This window comes from Nonomuraea sp. NPDC051941 (assembly GCF_044593615.1).
Map to the genome: position 1 here is coordinate 1 of NZ_JBIUCF010000036.1, position 20876 is coordinate 20876.

24 protein-coding genes and 2 tRNA genes are annotated in these 20876 nt (G+C 68.5%); 14 read left to right on the top strand and 12 right to left on the bottom strand.

Features of this window, described 5'->3' with window-relative positions; genetic code table 11:
• From ACIHFD_RS44225 to ACIHFD_RS44235, 3 genes are all read left to right on the top strand, one after another.
• On the top strand, positions 1-182 hold a 182-nt coding region (locus ACIHFD_RS44225), incomplete at its 5' end, for a hypothetical protein (protein WP_397372037.1).
• Positions 183-325: 143 nt separating this feature from the next.
• A complete protein-coding gene (locus tag ACIHFD_RS44230; protein WP_397372038.1) occupies positions 326-781 on the top strand; it encodes a hypothetical protein in 456 nt (151 codons plus the stop codon).
• 269 nt (positions 782-1050) lie between these two features.
• Positions 1051-1440, top strand: coding sequence for a hypothetical protein (locus ACIHFD_RS44235; RefSeq protein WP_397372039.1), 390 nt, complete (start codon positions 1051-1053; stop codon positions 1438-1440).
• Between the two features lie 451 nt (positions 1441-1891).
• Here ACIHFD_RS44235 and ACIHFD_RS44240 read toward each other — a convergent pair.
• Positions 1892-1964: transfer RNA gene (locus ACIHFD_RS44240), tRNA-Arg, on the bottom strand.
• 812 nt (positions 1965-2776) lie between these two features.
• Here ACIHFD_RS44240 and ACIHFD_RS44245 point away from each other — a divergent pair.
• A complete protein-coding gene (locus tag ACIHFD_RS44245) occupies positions 2777-3820 on the top strand; it encodes a D-alanyl-D-alanine carboxypeptidase family protein (protein ID WP_364242660.1) in 1044 nt (347 codons plus the stop codon).
• A gap of 4 nt (positions 3821-3824) precedes the next feature.
• On the opposite strand, the gene mscL is transcribed toward ACIHFD_RS44245, so the two are convergent.
• From mscL to ACIHFD_RS44275, 6 genes are all read right to left on the bottom strand, one after another.
• Entirely contained in the window at positions 3825-4217 is a 393-nt protein-coding gene (gene mscL / locus ACIHFD_RS44250) for a large conductance mechanosensitive channel protein MscL (RefSeq protein WP_397372040.1), read from the bottom strand.
• 22 nt (positions 4218-4239) lie between these two features.
• On the bottom strand, positions 4240-4827 hold the full coding sequence (locus tag ACIHFD_RS44255; protein WP_397372041.1) for an RcpC/CpaB family pilus assembly protein: 588 nt from the start codon (positions 4825-4827) through the stop codon (positions 4240-4242).
• Complete coding sequence (locus tag ACIHFD_RS44260; RefSeq protein ID WP_397372042.1) at positions 4824-5630, bottom strand: S-methyl-5'-thioadenosine phosphorylase; 807 nt, start codon at positions 5628-5630, stop codon at positions 4824-4826. Before ACIHFD_RS44260 ends, ACIHFD_RS44255 begins: the two co-directional genes overlap by 4 nt.
• 724 nt (positions 5631-6354) lie before the next feature.
• The gene (locus ACIHFD_RS44265; RefSeq protein ID WP_363970519.1) at positions 6355-6651 is read right to left on the bottom strand and encodes an FmdB family zinc ribbon protein; all 297 of its coding nucleotides are present in this window, start codon (positions 6649-6651) and stop codon (positions 6355-6357) included.
• Between the two features lie 67 nt (positions 6652-6718).
• On the bottom strand, positions 6719-8224 hold the full coding sequence (locus tag ACIHFD_RS44270) for a potassium/proton antiporter (RefSeq protein ID WP_397372043.1): 1506 nt from the start codon (positions 8222-8224) through the stop codon (positions 6719-6721).
• A 23-nt stretch (positions 8225-8247) separates the two neighbouring features.
• Positions 8248-8817 carry a 5-formyltetrahydrofolate cyclo-ligase gene (locus ACIHFD_RS44275; RefSeq protein ID WP_397372044.1) on the bottom strand — a complete coding sequence of 190 codons (570 nt, stop codon included), beginning with the start codon at positions 8815-8817 and terminating at the stop codon, positions 8248-8250.
• A gap of 24 nt (positions 8818-8841) precedes the next feature.
• Between ACIHFD_RS44275 and galU the strand changes: the two genes are divergently transcribed.
• From galU to ACIHFD_RS44310, 7 genes are all read left to right on the top strand, one after another.
• Positions 8842-9744: a UTP--glucose-1-phosphate uridylyltransferase GalU gene (gene galU / locus ACIHFD_RS44280; protein ID WP_350725960.1), complete on the top strand. Its 903-nt coding sequence runs from the start codon at positions 8842-8844 to the stop codon at positions 9742-9744.
• Entirely contained in the window at positions 9731-10918 is a 1188-nt protein-coding gene (gene glp / locus ACIHFD_RS44285) for a gephyrin-like molybdotransferase Glp (protein WP_397372045.1), read from the top strand. Before galU ends, glp begins: the two co-directional genes overlap by 14 nt.
• Entirely contained in the window at positions 10915-11397 is a 483-nt protein-coding gene (moaC, locus tag ACIHFD_RS44290; RefSeq protein ID WP_397372046.1) for a cyclic pyranopterin monophosphate synthase MoaC, read from the top strand. The genes glp and moaC overlap by 4 nt, the downstream gene beginning before the upstream one ends.
• Positions 11394-11876, top strand: a complete 483-nt coding sequence (locus ACIHFD_RS44295) for a MogA/MoaB family molybdenum cofactor biosynthesis protein (RefSeq protein WP_355197567.1) — start codon at positions 11394-11396, stop codon at positions 11874-11876. The genes moaC and ACIHFD_RS44295 overlap by 4 nt, the downstream gene beginning before the upstream one ends.
• Before the next feature lie 54 nt (positions 11877-11930).
• On the top strand, positions 11931-12575 hold the full coding sequence (locus ACIHFD_RS44300) for a GNAT family N-acetyltransferase (protein WP_397372047.1): 645 nt from the start codon (positions 11931-11933) through the stop codon (positions 12573-12575).
• Between the two features lie 124 nt (positions 12576-12699).
• Entirely contained in the window at positions 12700-13287 is a 588-nt protein-coding gene (locus ACIHFD_RS44305) for a hypothetical protein (RefSeq protein WP_364242632.1), read from the top strand.
• Positions 13288-13336: 49 nt separating this feature from the next.
• A tRNA-Ala gene (locus tag ACIHFD_RS44310) sits at positions 13337-13413 on the top strand.
• A gap of 102 nt (positions 13414-13515) precedes the next feature.
• On the opposite strand, the gene xerC is transcribed toward ACIHFD_RS44310, so the two are convergent.
• From xerC to ACIHFD_RS44325, 3 genes are all read right to left on the bottom strand, one after another.
• Positions 13516-14346 (bottom strand): tyrosine recombinase XerC, encoded by an 831-nt coding sequence (gene xerC, locus ACIHFD_RS44315; protein WP_397372048.1) that lies wholly within the window; start codon positions 14344-14346, stop codon positions 13516-13518.
• A gap of 263 nt (positions 14347-14609) precedes the next feature.
• The gene (locus tag ACIHFD_RS44320; protein WP_397372049.1) at positions 14610-15734 is read right to left on the bottom strand and encodes an erythromycin esterase family protein; all 1125 of its coding nucleotides are present in this window, start codon (positions 15732-15734) and stop codon (positions 14610-14612) included.
• Positions 15731-16318, bottom strand: coding sequence for an NAD(P)H-dependent oxidoreductase (locus tag ACIHFD_RS44325; protein ID WP_364266245.1), 588 nt, complete (start codon positions 16316-16318; stop codon positions 15731-15733). Before ACIHFD_RS44325 ends, ACIHFD_RS44320 begins: the two co-directional genes overlap by 4 nt.
• A gap of 103 nt (positions 16319-16421) precedes the next feature.
• On the opposite strand from ACIHFD_RS44325, the gene ACIHFD_RS44330 reads away from it, so the two are divergent.
• A complete protein-coding gene (locus ACIHFD_RS44330) occupies positions 16422-17087 on the top strand; it encodes a TetR/AcrR family transcriptional regulator (RefSeq protein ID WP_397372050.1) in 666 nt (221 codons plus the stop codon).
• Positions 17088-17510: 423 nt separating this feature from the next.
• Here ACIHFD_RS44330 and ACIHFD_RS44335 read toward each other — a convergent pair whose 3' ends face one another.
• Positions 17511-18314: an integrase gene (locus ACIHFD_RS44335; RefSeq protein ID WP_397372051.1), complete on the bottom strand. Its 804-nt coding sequence runs from the start codon at positions 18312-18314 to the stop codon at positions 17511-17513.
• Positions 18315-18578: 264 nt separating this feature from the next.
• Between ACIHFD_RS44335 and ACIHFD_RS44340 the strand changes: the two genes are divergently transcribed.
• Both ACIHFD_RS44340 and ACIHFD_RS44345 read left to right on the top strand, forming a co-directional pair.
• Positions 18579-19001, top strand: a complete 423-nt coding sequence (locus ACIHFD_RS44340; RefSeq protein ID WP_397372052.1) for a pyridoxamine 5'-phosphate oxidase family protein — start codon at positions 18579-18581, stop codon at positions 18999-19001.
• Positions 18965-19510 (top strand): hypothetical protein, encoded by a 546-nt coding sequence (locus ACIHFD_RS44345; protein ID WP_397372053.1) that lies wholly within the window; start codon positions 18965-18967, stop codon positions 19508-19510. Before ACIHFD_RS44340 ends, ACIHFD_RS44345 begins: the two co-directional genes overlap by 37 nt.
• Before the next feature lie 24 nt (positions 19511-19534).
• On the opposite strand, the gene ACIHFD_RS44350 is transcribed toward ACIHFD_RS44345, so the two are convergent.
• Positions 19535-20821: an MFS transporter gene (locus ACIHFD_RS44350; RefSeq protein WP_397372054.1), complete on the bottom strand. Its 1287-nt coding sequence runs from the start codon at positions 20819-20821 to the stop codon at positions 19535-19537.
• Between the last annotated feature and the right edge of the window lie 55 nt (positions 20822-20876).

Sequence of the window (20876 nt, forward strand, 5' to 3'; positions counted from 1 at the left end):
CTGCTTCAGCGGCATTCGAAGTCATCGACGCCCAGAGCCAGGGGTTCTTCGAAGGCCACTTCACATCGATCTTCGAGCGCGCCTCGCAGGGCCGCGTACTCGAGGTATCACCTCACGGCCCGAATCCGCACTTCAACGCCGCTTTGGTGAATGATCTCCGCAAGGCGATCGGCCGTCCGTAGGGACCTGAGCACCGTCCGGGCGGGTGGCCTGGGATCGACGGCGGCACCGCCCAAGTGCGGTGGGTCTAGCTCGTTTGCAGGGAGCGACTGACCTGGGATGTTGAGGGTCTGGTCGTGGTGGGCGGGTCGTCTTACCGTGCGCGGTGGAGGCGATCGCGATGGGCTCGTTGCAGGAGGAGTTGGCGCGGCGGGAAGCGGCTGCTCGGGAGCGGGTCGCGCGGTTACGTCAGCAGCCGGCGGCCGCGGAGGAGATGTTGTCGCGGTTGGTGATCACCCGGGAGACCGTGGAGGAGATCCTGGGTGAGTCTGCCGATCCGGTGGAGCCATGGCCCGTTGCGGACGAGTTCGGCGAGGCCGGCGGTCGTGAGCAGTTCGGTGATGCGGACGAGGTGGCCTCGGGTTCGGCTGGGTCACCGATCGGGGTGATCACGGTGCCCCGGTGGCGGCCGGGCATGAAGGTTTTGGTGTTGCCTCGTGCCTACCAGGATGTGCTGGAAGTGCTGGCCGATGCCGATGGTGCGATGCGGGCCGGGAAGATCGTGGTGGCGTTGGGCTGCCGGCCGAGGCGGCCAAGGTCGAGAGCCTGCGCGCGAAGTTGAAGCGGATGGTGGAACGGGGCTGGCTGAGTGAGGACGCGCCGGGCATGTTCGCCCTCACCGCGCAGATCACCGAGCAGATCGGCCGGTAGATGGACCGGGTGTCACCGCTTCGTCGCCGAGCGGGTGATTGCGGGCAGGGGCTCTTCCTCGTCAGGTTCGACGGTGCGATCCGAATCGGACATGACGAAGGGAAGAGCCCGGTGGCAGCGTACGACACGGCCGCGACGGCTGACTGCTTTGCGGTCTCACAGAGCAGGTTTGAGTGTCTGGTGGGTGAGTTGGCCGACCCCGCGGCGGCGGCTTTAAGCCACGACGCGGTGGAGGAACTGATCGACGCGCGGGGCCGTGAGCTGCTGCGGCAACTGCTGCAGGACCATCTGGATCTGCGGGCCGCCGGGGAGGAACGGGCGCTGAGCGCCACTGTGGCCGGCTCGAACGGGCTGGTCGATGCCGACGGTGTGGTGCGCCGTCGCGTCGAGAAGGGCCACCACCGGAGGCTGGCCACGATCTTCGGGACGGTGACCGTGAGTCGGTGCGCGTTGCGGGCTGCGGCGGCAAGCTGTGATCGAGGCGGTGCGGGGTTCGTTCGACGCTGCCAAAGAGGCAATCTGGAGCAGGTGCGGCCCGGTGATCGGGCCCGCGTTCGAGCGGACGTCTGAGCAGGGAGCACCTTCGCAGGCGCGGGGGGATCCGGCAATGAACAGAACCCTTTCCTTACGAGGAGGAACCACCCCCGCACGCGGGGATCGCCCTACGCCCGCGTGGGCCGGTAGATGACGTGGCGAGTCGGCCCCGCACAGGCGGGGGATTGTCCGGCGGCTTCGAGGCTCTCGAGCGGATCCTCTCCGTCAGCCCTGCACGCGCGGGGATCGTCCCGCGTGCCGACCGTGCATGGTCGGCGCCTGCCGCGCCAGAGTCGTGATGATGCGCAAGCGTGGCCACCTGGCTTCTCGACAAGACTTCGCGACTCCGACGGGGTATCCCGTGGGCAGGCATTGGGAAGGATCATCCGCAAACGATCGACGCCAGCCGTACACCGCCGTACAGACGATGAAGCCCCTGACCGATGTTTCGCCTGGTCAGGGGCTTGTTGTGCCTGGTGGATAAGAGTGCCCCCGGCAGGATTCGAACCTGCGGCACCCGCTTTAGGAGAGCGGTGCTCTATCCCCTGAGCTACGGAGGCGGACTCTCGTAAGCCTAGCGAAAGTCTGGCACTGCGTGGGACGTGGAGCCGGGGTGAGTTTGGTGGGGTTGGTTATGGGTGCTCTGAGCTGCGGTAAAGGCATGACAAGTGGTCGGAATCTTGTGGATCCGGCGTGGGTAGCGTCTGCCTGTGACCAGGAGGCGATGCAAGCAGGCGCGGCGGCGGCCTGTCGTGTTGTTCGGGGCGTTGTTGGCGCCGGCGATCCTTGCTGGGGGGTTGTTGGCTGGGGAGATGCGGGGGTTTGAGGGGAGTGTCCCGGCGGTGGTTCGGGAGCGGGTCGTGCGGGTGGGGTTTGGGCCGATGGTGGTTCGGGCGCCGGCGCATCCGGATCGGCTGTACGAGGGGAGCGTGCCGGCTCCCGTTCGTGTGATGAGTCGGCCGCGGGCGGTTGTCCCGGCGGCGGTGCCGCCTGTCGGGGATGTGGAGCCTGGGGTGGAGGAGCCTGTTATGCCGGCTCCGGTGCGGACTCAGACTCAGGTGGGGTGTTCGGGGGAGTGGGTGAACACCTGGCTGTGGGATCTGTGCCGGGACGAGGAGGAAGGGGTGGGGTTGAAGGTCGGTGGGAGTTTGGTGCCTGGCATCTGATAGGCCCTGTTTCGGGTGGCGGGATCTGGCTGGTCGCGGGGGGTGGGCGGACAGAGTGCGCTTTTTGTCTCATAACAGCTCTCCCGAGTTCGGTCCGGGCACTCGGGGGGCTGTAGTAACGTGCGTGCCTGACCCAGGTAACGAGTTTGCAAACGGAGGAGTCGAACGTGCCAGCCCCTCGATCAGCGGGTCTGATCGCGGTAGTCATGGCGGTGGCTTCTCTTTTCGTGCCTTCCGGGCAGGGGCGCGCTCAGGCGCAGGTGGCGCAGAAGCAGGAGCGGCAGGCGCCGGGCGACCTGGCGGCTCTGCGCAAAGAGGCCGAGCGGTCGGCCAAGGAGCTCGAGGACGCCACCAAGGCACTGGAGAAGCGGCGGTCGGACATCGCCGCCTCCGAGAAGCAGCTGAAGACCAAGCTGGCGGCTCTGCAGGATCTGGAGCAGCGGGTCGCGGTGATGCGGCAGCCGGTGTCGCAGATGGCCGAGCTGCTGTACGAGCAGCCGATCATGGCGGACGGGATCGTGCCGTTCCTGTCCGGGACCGCGGACGAGACGACGCTACGGGCGCTCAGCGACGTGACTCAGATCGTCTCCGTGCGGCAGCAGGCCGTCGAGCAGACCAGCGTGCTGTACCAGCAGGCCGAAGGGCTGGCCGCGGAGGCGCAGGAACTGCGGGCCGGCAACCTGTTGGCCGAGGCACAGCTGGCGGTCGAGGTGGACACGCTCCGGCAGCGTTCCGACAAGATCGTGAAGTCGCTGACCGCCGCGCTCGTGAAGATGGGCATCAAGATCGACAAGGTCGGACGGGCGGCGCTGGGGTGCAACCCGTTGCGGGCGGCGACGGCCAACGACTATCCCAACGGGCTGATTCCGAAGAGCATGCTCTGTCCGTTGCAGCAGAAGGGTTTCAGTCTGAGGGCCGACGCCACCATCGCGTTCGTGAGCCTGAACGAGGCCTATCGGAAGCGGTTCGGGAAGAGCATCTGCGTCACCGACGCCTATCGGAGCCTGGCCGAGCAGCAGTCGGTCTACTATCGGCGGCCGGGTTTCGCCGCCGTGCCGGGGCGGAGCAACCACGGGCTCGGGCTGGCCGCGGACCTGTGTGGCGGGGTGGAGAGGTCCGGGTCGGCGGAGTTCGTCTGGATGGAGAAGAACTCGAAGAGGTACGGGTGGTTCCATCCCTCCTGGGCCTACACCGGACCGTTCGAGCCATGGCACTGGGAGTACGATCCCAAGATCGATTCGCTGCTCTAGCTCCCTAGGCGACCTGGGAGCTGCAGAAGGCGCAGCGGGACGCGGCCTTGGGGATTTCCGACAGGCATTCGGGACAGTCACGGGTCTTCGATCCGATCTTGGCGACGCTGCGGTCCTTGAGGTGCGTGTACGGCTTCACCAGCAGGAAGTAGACCACCGCGGAGACCATCAGGAACGAGATGACCGCGTTGATGAAGTTGCCGTACATGAAGTTGGATCGGCCGACCGTGACCTTGAGTGAGGAGAAGTCGGGCAGGCCACCGAACGCCGAGATCAGCGGGGTGAGGAGGTCGGCCACGAACGACTGCACGATCGAGTTGAAGGCCGCCCCGATGACTACCGCCACGGCCAGGTCGATGACGTTCCCCTGCATGAGGAACCTCTTGAATCCGCTCATGGTGGAAATCGTAGCTGAGAGATTACGTTGAGTTAGCTTTGATGGTGATCGAAAGGTGGCCGGTCGTCTGGGCGGAGGCGAGTTCGGCGGCTTGGGTCGGAGTGGTGGCGAGCACCACTAAGGCGCCGTGAGTTTCGCTTGTCGTCTTGGGCGTCTGCGGGATCGTGATGATCCGTACGTCCTCGGCTACTGTGCGGGCCGGATGGATTTCCTCGTCGGATGCCAGGATGGTGATCGTGGCTCCTGGGGTGAGGAGGCTCGCGGTCGCGGCGTCGGCGATGCGGACCGGGGTGGCGACCATGCCCGGTGGGAGCCGGTAGGAGTGGAGAAGGCGGACATCCGTCAGCGGCTCGCCCTTGCGCATGGGGCTCGCCAGGATCTGGCCCGCCGCGGCTGCGCGTACGGCACCTGTGGGTGGATGGTTGAGGGCCACAGGGGTCAGGTCGGCTGGGCCGAGAGGGCCGGGAGACAGGTCGCGGGCCGCGACCAGGACCGTGGGGGCCGGCTCGGGGCGGGTGGCGATGAAGGCTGACATGACGGCCAGGGCGGCCAGCGCCGCCGCGACGAGGCGGCGGCGACGGCCGTAGCGGATCAGCCAGGCCCGGATCACGGCAGCTCGAAGGGGAGCTTGATGCCGTCAAGAGTCGCCCCGCACGGGCAGGTGCGTTCTTCTGGGAGGGCTTGTACGGTCTCCGCCACCAAGGTGCGCATGCGGGTGACATTTTGCGCGAAGAACTCCAGGACCTCGTCGTGCGTGACGCCCTGGCCGGCCTCGACCCCGGCGTCATGGTCGGTCACCAGGGAGAGCGAGGTGTAGCAGAGGGCCAGCTCGCGGGCCAGGACGGCCTCGGGGAAGCCGGTCATGCCGACGATCGACCACCCGTTGCCCGCGAACCACTGGGACTCCGCTCGCGTCGAGAAACGCGGGCCCTCGATGACCACCAGGGTGCCGCCGTCGACCGTCTCCCAGCCGGTCGAGCGGGCGGTTTCCACCGCGACGGCACGGCCTGAGGGGCAGTAGGGGTCGGCGAAGGAGACGTGGACCGCACCGTCCACGTCGTAATACGTCTGGACGCGGCCTGAGGTGCGGTCTACGAGTTGGTCGGGGATGACCATGGCGCCGGGGCCGTACTCGGCTCTCAGTGAGCCTACGGCGCTGGGGGCGAGCACCTGGCGCACGCCGAGCATGCGCAGAGCCCAGAGGTTGGCGCGGTAGGGGATGCGGTGTGGGGGGAAACGGTGATCTCGCCCGTGTCTGGGGATGAACGCCACCGAACGGGTGCCGATGCGTCCGACGGTGACGACGTCGCTCGGGGGGCCGTAGGGTGTGGCGAGCTTGATCTCTTCCGCGTCGTCGAGCAGTGAGTAGAAGCCGGAACCGCCGATGACGCCGATGTCTGCGCGAGGGACCATGGCCGAGAGAGTAGCCGGATCGGGGACGGGCCAGGGTGAGCCGAATTCCGTTCTGTGGATAACTTGATTTCTGCTGCTCGAGGGTCCCGGCTTTAGGGGTTCGGCCGGCCTGGTGTCCAGGGGTCGGAAGCTCCGGTGGATCCGAGAGGTCCCGGCAGGGGGAGGGCGGGGTGGCCGGTGCGCGGGGATTCGGGGTCCCTGGTGGGTGGAGGCCGCCTCGAATTTCTGCCGTCGGCGGCGGTGCACATGCGGGCGGGTTGCTGGGGCCGTCGACGCCGATGTGGGAGAGGAGATCCGCGTGGGACTGGGCATGGGTGCGGTGGCGCGCATGTGGCCCGGCTGAGGGTGACGTGGACCCGCGTGAGGGTTGAGTGTGAGGCCAGACGCCTGTGCCTCGCTGTGGTGGTGCGCGGGTTTGGGCCTCAGGTGAGGCGTGCGTGTGGGGGCCGACGCATGCACATGGCCGCGGTGGTGGACGGTGGGTCCGCGTGAGGTGCGGGTGAGGCCGATGTGGGCCTACACCAGGCGCGCGTTGCGGGGCCGATGTCGGTCCCGTGTGAGATCCAGCGTGGGCCTGTGTCCCATGTCGGTGCGCGCACGCGGAAACGTACGCGCGCCAAACCCACCCAGGTGTCCATGGCCGCGGCGGTCGGCGCTGGGCGGCCAGGTCCTGGGGGCGGCTACCGAAAAGATCCGCGGGAGGCCGCGGTCGCTGACGGGAGAGTCAGTTGGAGGCTGCGGCGGGGGCGGCGGCAGGGGTGGACGTGCTCGTGTCCGCGGACTTGCTCTCCGCGGGCTTCGACGACGAGGAAGAAGAGGGCGTCGTGGAAGTCGAGGTAGACGACGAGCGGTTGTCGGTCCGGTAGAAGCCCGAACCCTTGAACACGATGCCGACAGCCGAGAAGACCTTCCGCAGGTTCCCCTCGCAAGCAGGGCAAATCGTCAACGCGTCGTCAGTGAACTTCTGAACGACCTCGAGCTGCTCGCCGCAGTCGTTGCAGGCGTACTGGTACGTCGGCACGCGCTCCTCCTTAAGGTCTGGCACTCGAGGGATGCGACTGCTAATGGTAACCGATTAGGTCAAACGCCTATTCCAGTCCCCGCTCTCCGTACCAGCCCGCCAGCTTTCCGCTGCGGCTCACGGCGCGCAGGCGGCGTTCGACCTGGTCACGGCAGGAGGCGGTGGTGACCAGCAAGATCTGGTCCTCCACCCTGATCCTGGTATTTCCGGTGGGGACGAAGGATTTGCCATCACGGACGATCAGGGTCACCTGGGCCCCGGCGGGGAGGCGGAGCTCGAAGATCTCCACGCCGTGCAGCCGCGAGCCGGGAAACACCTTGACCTGCAGCAGGTCCGCCTTGAGCTCTTCGAGCGGCGCCGCCTCCACCTCCAGGTCGTGCGCCTCCCCGGGCGCCGCCACCCCGAGCAGCCGGGCCACGAAGGGCAGCGTCGGCCCTTGCAGCAGCGTGAACACGATGACGATCACGAAGACCTCGTTGAAGATCTCCTTGGATCCCTCCACGTTCGACGCCCAGGGGATGGTGGCGAGCACGATCGGGATCGCGCCGCGCAGCCCCGCCCACGACAGGAACGCCTGTTCGCGCCAGCTCACCCTGCCCGCCCGCAGCGCCCACGACAGCAGTGAGCTCACCATGACCGAGAGCGGCCGCGCCAGGAGCACCAGGACGGTGCCGGCGATCAGGCCGGGCACGATGGACGACGGCATCTCCTTGGGGCTGGCCAGCAGACCGAGCATGACGAACAGCCCGATCTGCGCCAGCCACGCGGCCCCCTCCGCGAACCCCCTGGTCGCCGCCCGGTGCGGCAGCCGCGAATTGCCCAGGATCAACGCCGTCAGGTAGACGGCCAGGAACCCCGAGCCGTGTAGCAGCACGGCCCCGCCGTACGAGACGAATGTGAGCGAAAGCACGGCGAGCGGATAGAGGCCGGAGGCGGGGAGTGCGACGCGGCGCAGCGCGTACGCGCCCGCGGGGCCGACGGCCAGGCCGACCGCGGCGCCGATGATCAGCTCGACCGTGGTCTCGAGGAGGAACGTTCCCGGGGACGCCGAAGAGCGTCCCGCCCCGCTGAGCAGCATCACGGCGATCACCGTGGGGGCGTCGTTGAAGCCGGACTCGGCCTCCAGCACGCCCGCCAGCCGGGGCGGGAGCGGCAGTCTGCGCAGCACGGAGAAGACGGCTGCGGCGTCCGTTGAGGCCAGCACCGCGCCGAGGATCAGCGCCGTCGTCTGGTCTATGCCGAGAATCGCCTGTACGACCAGCGCCACCACGACGATGCTGACCGTCACGCCCGCGGTCGCCAGGATCATGGCCAAGGGGACTGAATGCCGTACGTGAGACCAGTTCGTGGTGAGTCCGCCTTCGGCCAGGATCAACGCCAGCGCCGTGAGGCCGATCTGCTGGGCGAGCTGGGGGTTGTCGAAGGGGATCCCGAACCCGGCCTCGCCCAGGACCAGGCCGAAGCCGAGGAACACGAGCAGGCTGGGCAGGCCGGTGCGGTGCGCGACGCGTACGGACGCGATGGCCGCGATGACAATTGCGGCACCAAGAAGAAGCCAGACATCTAGTGTCATCTGGCCCCCTCTCGTACCTGCGGTCACATAAGCCTAGTGAGTCCCTCCGGGGTCGCGGCAAAACGGACGTGCCGGTCATGAGGCTCCGCCGGGATGCCGTCGATCAGCTCGCCGTCGTGCAGCAGGGCGACCGTCGGGACGTTGGGGCCCACCCTGGCCAGGGCACGATCGTACGAGCCGCCGCCGCGCCCCAGGCGTACACCCGTCGCCCTGTCCACCGCCAGGGCCGGGACGATCACGAGGGCGGCGGTGCGGATGGCGTCGACGCCGCGGCGGGTGTCGACCGGCTCCATGATCCCGAAGCGACCCGGGGTGAGCGAATCCGGCCCGTCGTACACCGCCCAATCCAGGTCATTGTCCTCAAGCAGGACGGGGAGGATAACGGTGGCTCCATGTTTCCAGAGAGCGAACACGAGCCCGTGCGTATCCGGCTCCGACCCCGTCGACCAGTAGCAGGCCACGAGACCGGCCATCTGGACCCACGGCTGGTCGAGCAGCGTTTCGCGGATCTTGATGGAGTTTGCCCGCTGTTGTTCGGGGGAGAGGGAGGCACGTGTCGAGCTCAGCTCGCGACGCAGGTTCAGCTTGTCCACAGATACCTCCACTAGGGTCTACTCATGGCTGACTTCGACCCTGTGACGAAAGCCGTCGTGCCCGCCGCGGGTCTGGGCACCCGGTTCCTTCCGGCGACCAAGGCGACACCGAAGGAGATGTTGCCCATCGTCGACAAGCCCGCGATCCAGTATGTCGTCGAGGAGGCAGCCTCCGCTGGGCTCCTCGACGTCCTCATGGTCACCGGCAAGAATAAACGCTCCATCGAGGATCACTTCGACCGCGCGTTCGAGCTGGAGGAGGCCCTTGAGGCCAAGGGCGACGAGCACCGGTTGTCCCAGGTACGCGAGCCGGCCTCGCTGGCGACGCTCCACTACGTACGTCAGGGCGAGCCCAAGGGGCTCGGCCACGCGGTGCTCTGCGCCAAGCAGCACGTCGGCGGCCACCCCTTCGCCTGTCTGCTCGGCGACGACCTGATCGACTACCGCGATCCGCTGCTCAAGCGCATGATCGAAGTGCGTGACACGTTCGGGGGGAGCGTGATCGCGCTGATGGAGGTGCCCAAGGAGCAGGTCTCCCTGTACGGCGTCGCGACCATCGAGGCGACCGCCGACGACGACGTCGTACGCGTGACGGACCTGGTGGAGAAGCCGCCGGCCGACGAGGCGCCGTCCAACTGGGCGATCATCGGGCGCTATGTGATCGATCCCGCGGTGTTCGAGGTGCTGGAGAACACGCCGCCGGGGCGCGGGGGTGAGATCCAGCTCACCGACGCGCTGCGCACGCTCGCCGGACGCGGGTCCGGGGACGGCGGGCCCGTGCACGGGGTGCTGTTCAGAGGGCGCAGGTACGACACCGGCGACAAGTTGGACTATTTGCGGACGGTGGTGAAGTTCGCGGCGGGCCGGGAGGACCTGGCGCCCGATTTCGTGCCGTGGCTGCGGGAGTTCCTCGATGAAATCGGTTGACGAGCATCTGGCTGAGATCCTGGCCACTGTTCGCCCGCTGGCGCCGCTGGAGCTGGAGTTGGAGCAGGCGCTGGGGGCGACGCTGGCCGAGGAGGTTGTCTCGCCGGTGCCGCTGCCGCCGTTCGACAACTCGGCCATGGATGGCTATGCCGTACGGTCTGCCGATATTTCGGATGTTCCGGTTACGTTGCCGGTGACGGACGATGTGGCGGCCGGGTCCGAAGAGCTAAGGGCCGTGGGGCCCGGGCACGCCGTACGGATCATGACCGGTGCTCCCATGCCCGCCGGGGCCGATGCCGTGGTGCCGGTCGAGTGGACGGACGGGGGGACGGTCACCGTACAGATCTCCCGCCCGGTGAGCGCCGGCAACGCGATCCGGCTCGCGGGCGAGGACGTGCAGGCCGGCGAGGTCGTGCTCAAGCCGGGCACGGTGATCGGGCCCTCCCAGCTCGGGATCATCGCCGGGGTGGGGCGGCGGCGGGTCTGGGCGCGGCCCCGGCCCAGGGTCGTCGTCATCTCGACGGGCGCGGAGCTGGTCGAGCCGGGCGGTCCGCTGGCTCCCGGGCAGATCTGGGACTCCAACAGCTTCACGCTGACCGCCGCCGTGCGGGAGGCCGGAGGCGAGGGGTTCCGGGCGGGGTCCGTCGGGGACGATCCGCGCGTACTCCTCGATCGGCTCGACACCCACCTGATGCGGGCCGATGCGATCATCACCAGCGGTGGTGTGTCCATGGGGGCGTACGAGCCGGTCAAGGAGGCTCTGTCCCCGCTGGGAACCGTCCGGTTCGAGAAGGTCGCGATGCAGCCGGGGATGCCGCAGGGGTTCGGCGTGCTGGGGGAGGACCAGGTGCCGATCTTCGCGCTGCCCGGCAACCCGGTGTCGTCTTATGTGTCTTTCATGCTGTTCGTACGTCCGGCGCTCGACAAGATGCGCGGGCTCCCGGCGGACATGCCGGAATCGGTGACCGCCCGCCTGACCAGGCCGGTGCGCTCGCCCGCCGGACGGCGGTCGTTCCTGCGCGGCGTGCTGGCTTCGGACGGCACGGTGTCGCCGGTGCACGGGCAGGGCTCGCATCAACTCGCCGCCCTGGCCTCGGCGAACGCGCTGATCGTGGTGGCGGAGGACGTGACCGAGATGCCCGAGGGGGCGACTGTCGAGGTGATCCGGCTGTGAGCGACTCGGGGCTGACCCATGTTGATGAGACCGGGGCCGCTCGCATGGTGGACGTCTCCGCCAAGGCCGTGACGGCTCGCACCGCCACGGCGACCGGCCGGGTGCTGCTGTCGGGCGAGGTCGTGGAGCTGCTGCGGTCCGGCGAGGTGCCCAAGGGCGACGCGCTGGGCGTGGCGCGGATCGCGGGGATCATGGGGGCGAAACGGACGCCCGACCTGATCCCGCTCTGCCATCCGATCGCGTTGCACGGGGTGAAGGTCACGCTGGACGTCGAGGACTGGGGCGTGGCGATCACCTGCCGGGTGAAGACGGCCGACCGTACCGGCGTCGAGATGGAGGCGCTGACGGCGGTCTCCGTGGCCGCGCTGGCGCTGATCGACATGGTCAAGGCGGTCGATCCGGCCGCGGTGATCACCGATGTCCGGGTGGAGGAGAAGCTGGGCGGCAAGACCGGCCGCTGGACCAGGGAGCCGGAATGATCCGTGCACTCGTGATCACGGTGTCGAACCGGGCGTCGGCCGGGGTTTATGCGGATAAATCCGGGCCGCTGCTCGTCGACCTGCTGCGCCGCGATGCGGGCTGCGAGGCCGTGGAGGGCCCCTTGGTGGTGCCCGACGGAGAGCCGGTCGAAGGAGCGCTCCGTGACGGGGTGGCGCAGGGGTTCGACGTCATCGTGACCACCGGGGGGACCGGGTTGACGCCTATGGACCTGACCCCGGAGATGACCGCCCGAGTAATTTCTCGGGAAATTCCCGGTATAGCCGAGGCCATTCGGCTGGCGAATCGGGAAAAGGTCCCGACCTCGATTCTGTCCAGAGGACTGGCCGGCCAGGCGGGCGCTACCTTGATCGTTAATTTGCCCGGATCGTCGGGTGGCGTACGCGATGGCGTCGCCGTACTCGCGCCGATTCTCCAGCACGCGGTCGATCAGATCCGGGGAGGCGATCACCCGCGCTGATCGCGGTTCCCTGATGCGTGGCGACATCGTGCCCGATGGGGGGATGATGAGTGGGTGGATCGACTTCGTGGCTGGCCGGTGACCCTGAACGAAGGTCCGGTAGGCCTCCGGCCGCTGCGGCTGAGCGACGTGCGCGTGTGGCGCGAGACCCGGCTGCGAAACGCCGACTGGCTACGCCCCTGGGAACCCAGCAATCCCGAGACACCGCTGTTCAGGACCGGGCTCGGCCCGTACGTCTCCATGGTCGGCACCCTGCGCCGCGAGGCTCGGCAGGGCCTGGCGATGCCGTGGGTGATCACGTACGGAGGGCGCTTCGCGGGGCAGCTGACCGTGGGCGCGATCGTGTGGGGCGCCGCCCGTTCCGCCCAGGTCGGCTACTGGATCGACGGCGCGCTCGCCGGGAAGGGGATCACCCCCACCGCCCTCGCCATGGCCGTTGACCATTGCTTCTTCACCACGGGGCTGCACCGGCTGGAAGCGAACATCCGCCCCGAGAATCAAGCCAGCCGACGGGTGGTTGAGAAGCTCGGATTCCGGGAAGAAGGCATTCGGCGGCGCCAACTCCACATCGACGGGGCCTGGCGCGACCACATTTGCTACGCGTTGACCGCTGAGGACATTCCTGGCGGCCTGCTCGTGCAGTGGCGTCGCGCGCGTGAGGCAGCTGCTCACGGGGGGCCTTCCGTCGAAGAGGTTTGACGATCTCGCGACACACCGCACCGAATGCTCGTCAATTAGTGACACGCGGTCTTACGGTGCGTGACGTGAGCACATTGAAGGCGCGACGAGCACACTCGCGTCTTTGTGCTGCCCGGAGGTGCCCATGAGCAGCGCCTTCCTCTATCTGGTCATCGTCGTGATGTGGCTTTGCGTCCTGATCCCGATGTGGCTGCGCAAGGACAAGACGAACCTGGCCGAGCTGGCCGAGCTCGAAGAGCACTACACCGGCGAACACCAGCTTCCCGATCTCGACAACCTGGACCCATCGGACGCGGACGAGGACGACGGGTCGTCTCCTGCCGAGGTCGAGAAGGTCGATGTGCGCCAGTTCCGGCTCCGGCGCCGCGCCATCATCGTGGCCCGCCGGCGGCGGCTGCTGTTCTTCACCACGCTGCTGGTGCTGGCCTCTGTCGTGACGGCCGCGGTCAAGATGATCCCGTGGTGGGGCGTGGCCCCCTCGGTCGTCATCATGTTCGCGTACATGGCGTTCCTCCGCATCGCCGTACAAGTCGATAGGGAACGTCGCGAACGGGGCCGTCAGGCGCGCGCTGAGCGCCTGCGGCGCGCACGTGAGCGGCGGCGGGCCGCGGAGGAGGCCGCCCAGGCTGAGGTCATCGATCTCACGACGCTGCAGGCGGACGTTCTGTTCGATCAGTACGCCGAACCGCCCAAGCGGGCGGTGGGCGACTGAAACGGTGGCGCGAGGACCCCTCAGAGTTTGCTAATCTGGTCGAGTCCTTGGGGATGTAGCGCAGTCCGGTAGCGCACTTCGTTCGCATCGAAGGGGTCAGGGGTTCGAATCCCCTCATCTCCACCAGGAAGATGCAGGTGAGAAGGGTCTTCGGAGTAATCCGGGGGCCCTTTTCTCATGTCTGGAAGTCGATGGGAGCCAATCGGGGAGCCATCTCGGTCGGATTCTCTACCCGTGGTGGCTGTCGCCGAAGATGGTGTTCATCGTGTGGGCACCTTTGGTGATCACTGGCCTGAGCTGATGCCGGTAGACCGCTTCCGTGACGCTGGTGCCCGCGTGCCCGACGAGATCGGCGATGGTCTCGATGGGTACGCCCTGGTCGCTCATGATGGAGACGAACGAGTGACGTAGTTCGCGGGGACTCCAGGCGGTTCCGAGTCCCGCTCGCTTGGTGATCTTGCGGAATGCCCGTCGTACGTTCGAGGCGTTCAACGGGGTGCCGACGCTCGTGCAGAACACCAGTTGGTGATCTTGCCAAGCCTCGCCGGCCTTGAGCTTGAGCACGGCTTGGCGGGTGTGGTGTTGCCGGAGCGCCTGCGCCGCGAGCTTGGGCAGTTCGAGCGTGCGGCGTGACTTGCGGGTCTTGGTGTCCCCTCCTTCTCGGTCGGCACGCCATACGTGGATGGCGAACTTCCTGTGCTTGAACCCCACCTCCGTCACCGGATGCCAGGTCTTGAGGCTCGGTATCCAGGCGACGACGTGATCCCAGCGCAGCGCGCGTGCCTCCTCGGTGCGGACTCCCGTGGTGAGGCTGATCACCACGTAGGCATGGAGTTCTGAGACCTCGGCGGCCTTGAGCACGGCCTCTGCCTGTTGCCGCGTGAGTGCCTTGCTGGGGCGTCCATCCGTACCGGTGGGGGAGGTGACCAGCGCGGCAACGTTCCTGAGGACCATGTCGCGTGCCTGAGCTTGCCGGATGGCTCTCTTGAGCACGCTGTGGATCTCCCGGAGAGTGGTGGTGGCCAGCGTGTTGGCGAGCTGGTCAAGCCACTCATCCACATGATCGGCACATAGCTGCTTGAGCTTTCTTCTCACGCCTGTCTTCGGGTTCGGAGACAGGACGGCCAGGCCACTTGCGCCATGTGAGCGGGGAGAGCCGGAAAGGTGGGCGGGGAGGGGTCGGGGGGCGGCCGCGAGGTGTTATCGCACCGTCGGGCTCGTCAGAAGTGCTTGGAGTTCGGCGGGGCCGGGGGCTCCGGAGAGGACGGGTGTGCCGTTGATGGGACCTGGTTCAGCGGTACGTCGGACTCCTCGGCGCGCCTCTACGCGGTCAACCAGTGGACGGCGGACACCTGGCGCAGGTGAACGAGCACGTCGAACGCGGCGGGCAGGGAGGCGACGGCGAGGTGTTCGGCCGCGTCCCTGGAGGGGTCGTAAACGCCGCTGATGACGCGGGCCTTCATCGGCCCGTCCCATCCGCCGTCACGCAGGTCGAGCCAGTGGGCGGGCTGGTCCGTGGCGCCGAGGCGGGCGTCGAGCCAGTCGTGGGCCGGTTCCGGGACGGTGACGGCGCCGAGGTCGCCGTGGTGGAAGCCGATCGCCACAGAGACGTAGCGGGTGCCGTAGTGGTCGCGCAGCACACTGCCGAGCGTGGGCTGGGGGCCGCGTTGGGGTGCCACACCCAGGGTCGCCGGAGCCGCCGAGGTGTGCGCGATGCCGTCCCAGTAGGCCACGCGGCGGCCGGTCCGGTGCTGGTGGTCGATGATCGTGTCGGCCCAGGTCTGGGGGTCGTCGCCGGCATAGTTGTCGCGTCCGGCGACGCTGCGCTGGTGGAAGTCCACGATGAGGCGCATCCGCTCCAGGACGTCGTCGCCGGGCAGTTGCTCGACGATCGCGAGTGCGTCGCGGGCGTGTTCGGCGAAGGGACGGCCCGGGTGCAGGCCTCTGGCCCGCTGTACGTGCTCGTCGGTCTCGTGGGCGGTGCGGATGGGCTCCAGGTGGGCGGCCAGTTCGGCCAGCCGGTGCGGCGCGGTACGGCGAGCGTGCTCCATGACGGCGTCGTAGTCGGCGGGCTGTGCTTGGGCGGGCTTGACCCCGAAGATCCGGACCGGGTCGTCCGGGTGGTCCTGGTTGAAGGCGCGGATCCACTCCAGCGCCGCGGCCATTTCGGCGGTGCGCCAGGGCCGCCAGGCGCCGGCCAGGGCGGATGGCGCCGTGCCCGCGCCGCCGGTGACGTACGCGTCGAGGGCCGTCCCGACGGAGGCGTTGTCCTGTACGGCCAGCGCGCGGAAGCCGTGCCTGCGGACGAGGCGGCGGAAGAGCTGGTCGCGCACCTGGAAGGTCTCGTGAGCGAATCTGGTGGACTCGCCGAGTCCGGCGACGGTCGCGCCGGTGGCGATCGCGTCGGCCAGGTCGTCGAGCGCGGTCTCGGTCATCAAGATGGTCATGCCGGAACTCCTTCACGGATCGGTGCGAGCGCCTGCGACCAGGCGACGACGTCGTTCAGCAGGGCGGTGAGGGCGGTGTGCTGGTGCGGGCCGGGGGTGAGGTCGCCCGGCTCGGTGGGGGCGGTGAAGGCGAAGTCGTGGTGCAGGGACAGCGCCACCTGGCTGCGTACGGTGGCGACCTTCAGCTCGGCCAGGATCAGCCGGAGGTGCTCGACCGCGCGGGTCGCGCCGTGCAGGCCGTAGCCGACGAAGCCGGCCGCCTTGTCGTTCCACTCGGCGTAGACGAAGTCCAGGGCGTTCTTCAGTACGCCGGGGATGGAGTGGTTGTACTCCGGCGTGACGAACACGAACCCGTCGTAGCCGGCGATCGTCTCCGCCCAGCGGATGGTGTGCGCCTTGCCGTACAGGCCGGACGCCGGCGGGTGCGGCTCATCCAGCAGCGGCAGGCCGAAGTCGGCGAGGTCGATGATCTCGAAGTCGGCCGCCGGCTGCTCCCGCGCGGCGACTTCGGCCACCCACTCGGCGACGGTGCGGCCACGGCGGCCGGGGCGCGTGCTGCCGACAATGATGCCGATCTTGGTCATGGATGTCTCCTCAGCTGAAAGGTATTGCACCGATCGGTGTAGACGTTACGCCGATAGGAGTAGCGAATGCAAACGTCGGTGTAATCGGTTAGGCTCGGGGAGCGTGACCGAGAGGAAGAAGCCGGTCGGCCAGCCGGACAAGCGCCGGGCGATCATGGCCGGGGCACTGGCCCTGTTCGCCCGCGACGGCTACACGCGCGCCGGGCTGGACGCGATCGCCGTTGAGGCGGGGGTGTCCAACCGCACCATCTACAACCACTTCACCGACAAGGCCGAGCTGTTCCAGGCGGTGATGCAGGAGAGCACGCAGCGGGTCGCGGACACCATGGTCGACATCATCGACCGCCATCTGACCAAGGTGATCGATCTCCAGAGCGATCTGATCGACTTCGGACTGGCCTGGCTTGGCGTGCTGACCTCCGACCTGGCCCCGCACTTCGCGCTCATCCGCCAGATCAACGCCGAGATCGAGCACATCCCGCCGGCCGCGCTCAAGCTCTGGCAGGAGACCGGCCCCGGCCGTACCCGGCGCGAACTGGCCGAACGCCTGCGCCGGATCGCCGAGCGCGGCGACCTCACGATCGATGACCCCGCTCGCGCGGCCGGGCACCTGATGCTGCTCCTCTCCGCCGACAACCTCACCGACCGGGCGGACCTCCACAACGAGGACGCGCTCCGGAAGATGGTCACCGCAGGGGTTTCGACCTTCCTGTACGGCTATGCGGAACGGACCGCGGTTGGCGGGCGCGCTGCCGCTGACGGTTCGTGATGCGGTTGCCAGGACGGGAAACGATCAGTTCGGTTGCGGGAAGCGATCTTTCTGAGCCTCGGTTTCGCGAGGTTGCACCCTCTCGTGAACACCCCACCAGGAAGATGCAAGTGAGAAGGGTCTTCGGAGTAATCCGGGGGCCCTTCTCTCATGTCTGGAAGTCGATGGGAGCCGATCGGGGAGCCATCCCGTCGGATTTTCAGCGGCGGTTCCGAGGCCCGGTCGCTTGGTGATCTTGCGGAATGCCGGCCCGCACGTTCGAGGCGTTCGGTGGGGCATCCGTGGAGAGGACCAGGGGCGTGGTGTTGCCGGAGCGCCTCGGCGTACGACGTGGCTGGGTCTTGGGGTCCCCGGCCCGCAAGGCCAGACGCATACCGCGGACGGGTGATCGGACTCCCCATCGAGGCTGCAGGGCAAGTGTCGTCAAGCCTGCCCGAAGTCGGTGCAGTGTGCGATCGTCGCATCGTCCGCCGCTACCGCGTGATGTGCCTCCGCCTGCCGGACCCGGCGGATGATCTCGTCTGGTCCGCTCGACGCCAGGACGGCCATGACCCCTGGCCAGTCGGTGAGCCCGAACCGGTCCACGATGCCGCTGGCGCCATTGCTGAGGAGCACGGCGCCGGCATCGGTCAGCTCGGAGATCGGGCAACTGCCGGTGATGGCCTCGTCCGCCGCCCGCGGGTCGTCCTTGGCCACCCAGAAGCCGCCCGGTTGGTTCCGGTTCGAGCGTAAGTCGTTGAGGATCCGGTGGTACTCGTCGCTGCCTTTGGCGGCGGTCTCCAGCGCGGGCTCGTACGAGCGGCTGATCACGACCTCCCGGGGATCGGAGACGACGAGCGGCGCGCTGTCCGCTTTGTCGAGCACGACGTACGCGTCGCCGAGCACCAGGTACTCGACGAGGCCATTGGACAGGCGCAGGACGGCTACCGCCGCCGACGGGCTTATGCGGTTGGCGACGTCGCAGGTGTCCCGATGATCGTCCGTCACCTGCTCGATGGCATCGGCGAGCACTGCCGGAAGGTCGAGGTCCTGTGCGAGTGACAGGAGACCGAGGAGACTGCCTCCTAAGCGGTTGGCATACCAGGCCACGCCGTGCCGGCAGATCGATTCCGTGCCGGGGATGCCGGCACCGTCGACCAACACGGCCGCCGTCGGCAAGGCCCCGGTGAAGTCCTCGTTCGCGCGGTCGGCCCGCCCCGCGGCAGCGCTCGCCATGGCCACCCGCATGTCCTACCGCCGCCCTCCCGCCGATCAGAGCGTCCACCGTAACAATCGCCGGCCCGCTGAAAGGTACACAGCTGCCGCCGGGGACGCTCCTGCGGGTCCGTGGAGCGGCAAGCCCGTGTGCTGGGCTCCAACTGGGCCGCGTCCGCCGTGTGACGGACCACGGATTGCGACGCTCTTCTCCGTTTTCCACCATCCCTTGCCGAATGACGAGAAGATCACGCGCATGCGCATACGCCGTCACCGCCTTCCCTCAGGAGCAGCCCTGTGACCGCGACGCCGATCGACCTCGAGGTCGGCGCCATCATCGATGCCTACCGGACCTGCGAGTTCGCCACCCTCGGGGCTGACGGCACCCCGCTGACCTGGCCCACTGCGGCCTGGCGCCGGGCAGATGGCACGCTGCTCGTCACCACCAGCCTGGCCTTCGCGCAGAAGGCGCTCAACGTTCGCCGGGACGGACGCGTCGCACTGCTCTTCTCCGACCCACCGGCAGCGGCCGCGCCGATGCGCCTCAGGTCTTCGTCAGCGGAACCGCGACCTGCCCCGATGAGATCCGGACCGGGCCGGACGAGGCGGCCGAGTACTGGCGTACGCTCTTCGAACGGCAGCCGCACAGCCGAAGCTACGTCCGGGCCCCCGGCCGGTGGTTCATGGACTGGTACTACCTGCGGCTCTTCATCACCGTGACACCCACCCGGCTCGAGGTACGGCCACCGCTCGCCGAGTTGACCGCCGCCGAACAGCCCGCGGCACCGGCCACCACGGACCTGCCCGGCGCTGACCTGATCGCCCGCTTCCCGAGCGCGGTCCTCGGCGCCCGGGACGACTCCGGGGCACCGCTGCTGGTGCGGACGCGGCCAAGGGCCACCGCCGACGGCTTCACCATCGCGACGGACGCCGCGGATGGCATCGTGCCGGGCACGGCCAGCCTGCTCGTGCACCGGCACGACGAACGACTCAACGCCATGCACAACGCGCTGATCCGCGGCGAACTTCACGCCGACGGCGACCAATGGACGATGGTCCCGCGGAAAGTGATCGAGCCGGCCGGATCCGGCCGCATCAGCGACGCGTTCCACACCCTGCGCAACGCCCGCCGCTCCACACTCCGCTACCTGGAGCGGCGCGGCCTGGCTCGGCCCCGGGTTCAGTGGGACCAGTTCCAGCTGCTCGCCACATCCAGCAACGACGCATAACGCCGGCTGGGCAGGACGGCAGGCTCACCGGCCCTGCAGTCCGCAGCCCTCACCGGGCGCTGGTGAGGAGCCGACGAAACGCCGGATTCGGGTCGGCGCGACGGCGTCGCAGGGCTCGAGTGCCTGCGATGAGGACGACGGAGACGGCGCGGCGGCGGGTGACCGGCGCGAGAGCAGGTATCCCGTCAGCGCGGCGAGCAGGCCGGCCAGACCGGCCGCCGCGAAGCCGCCGGCCGGCACGGACGCGTCGATCGCCACTCCCACGACCGGGGAGCCGAGCGCGAACCCCGCGCTCGCCGCCGAGGACTGCAGGCCGGTCGCCTCACCTCGTACACCGGCCGGCGTCAGCCGGCTCACCGCGTCGGAGACCGTGGAAAGGGTCGGTGCGGTGAGCAGCCCGGCACCGATGACGGCCATGCACAGCCAAGGCCAGTCATGGGCGAGTCCGGCCGGAATCGTCACCACCCCGAGCAGGCTGAGCAGCAGCCAGGTGGGCATCGGCTGGGGCAGCGCTCCGTACACCAGACCGCCCATGACGGACGACACCCCGAGCACGGCGATGACCACGGCCGCCCACGAGACCTGGCCGGCTTCTCGAAGAGTGGCGACGATGGCCAGGTCGACGCCGCTGAGCAGCATCGCGACGCCGAACCCCATCGTCAGAACAGCGACCATGCGCGCTCCCAGCCACTCCCGGCGCCGGGGCCGGCCCGTCGCCTCGCCGTCCACCTCGTCCCCGGCCCGCAGCGGCGGGTTGAGCAGGGCGATCCCTGCCCCGCCAGCGACGATCGCGGCGCCCACTCCCCATGCCACCACGCCGGGGGACACCGTCGCGGCGCACAGGATGACCACCGCCGGCCCCACCATGTACGACAGCTCGCCCGCCACCGACTCCAGCGCGAACGCTGCCCGCCGCTGCCCTGCCGTCGTCATCGCGGCGATCGCCTGCCTGGTGACCGATTGGACCGGCACCATCAGCAGACCGGCGGCGAAGGAGGCGCCCAGCAAGATCACGTACGGCAGCACGGGCACGGTCAGCCAGAACACGAGCTGCGGCACAACCGTGGCCAGCAGCACGGTACGCAGGCCCCGCCGGTCGATCATCCGCCCCAGCAGCGGCCCGCCCAGCGCGACACCGGCGGTGAGCGCCGCCACCACGGCTCCCGCCGCCGCGTAACTCATGTCGAGGGCAACGACGACGTACATCGTCAACGCCATCGCGTCCGCCGTGATCGCGGTACGAGCGAGCAGCGAGATGCCAAGCAGTGGCGTCATCCCCGGCACTGCGAGCACCTGGCGAAATCTGGTCACCGTTTTGACGCTAGATCACCCGTTATGACATAGGAAGTCGTGAATTCATTGGACC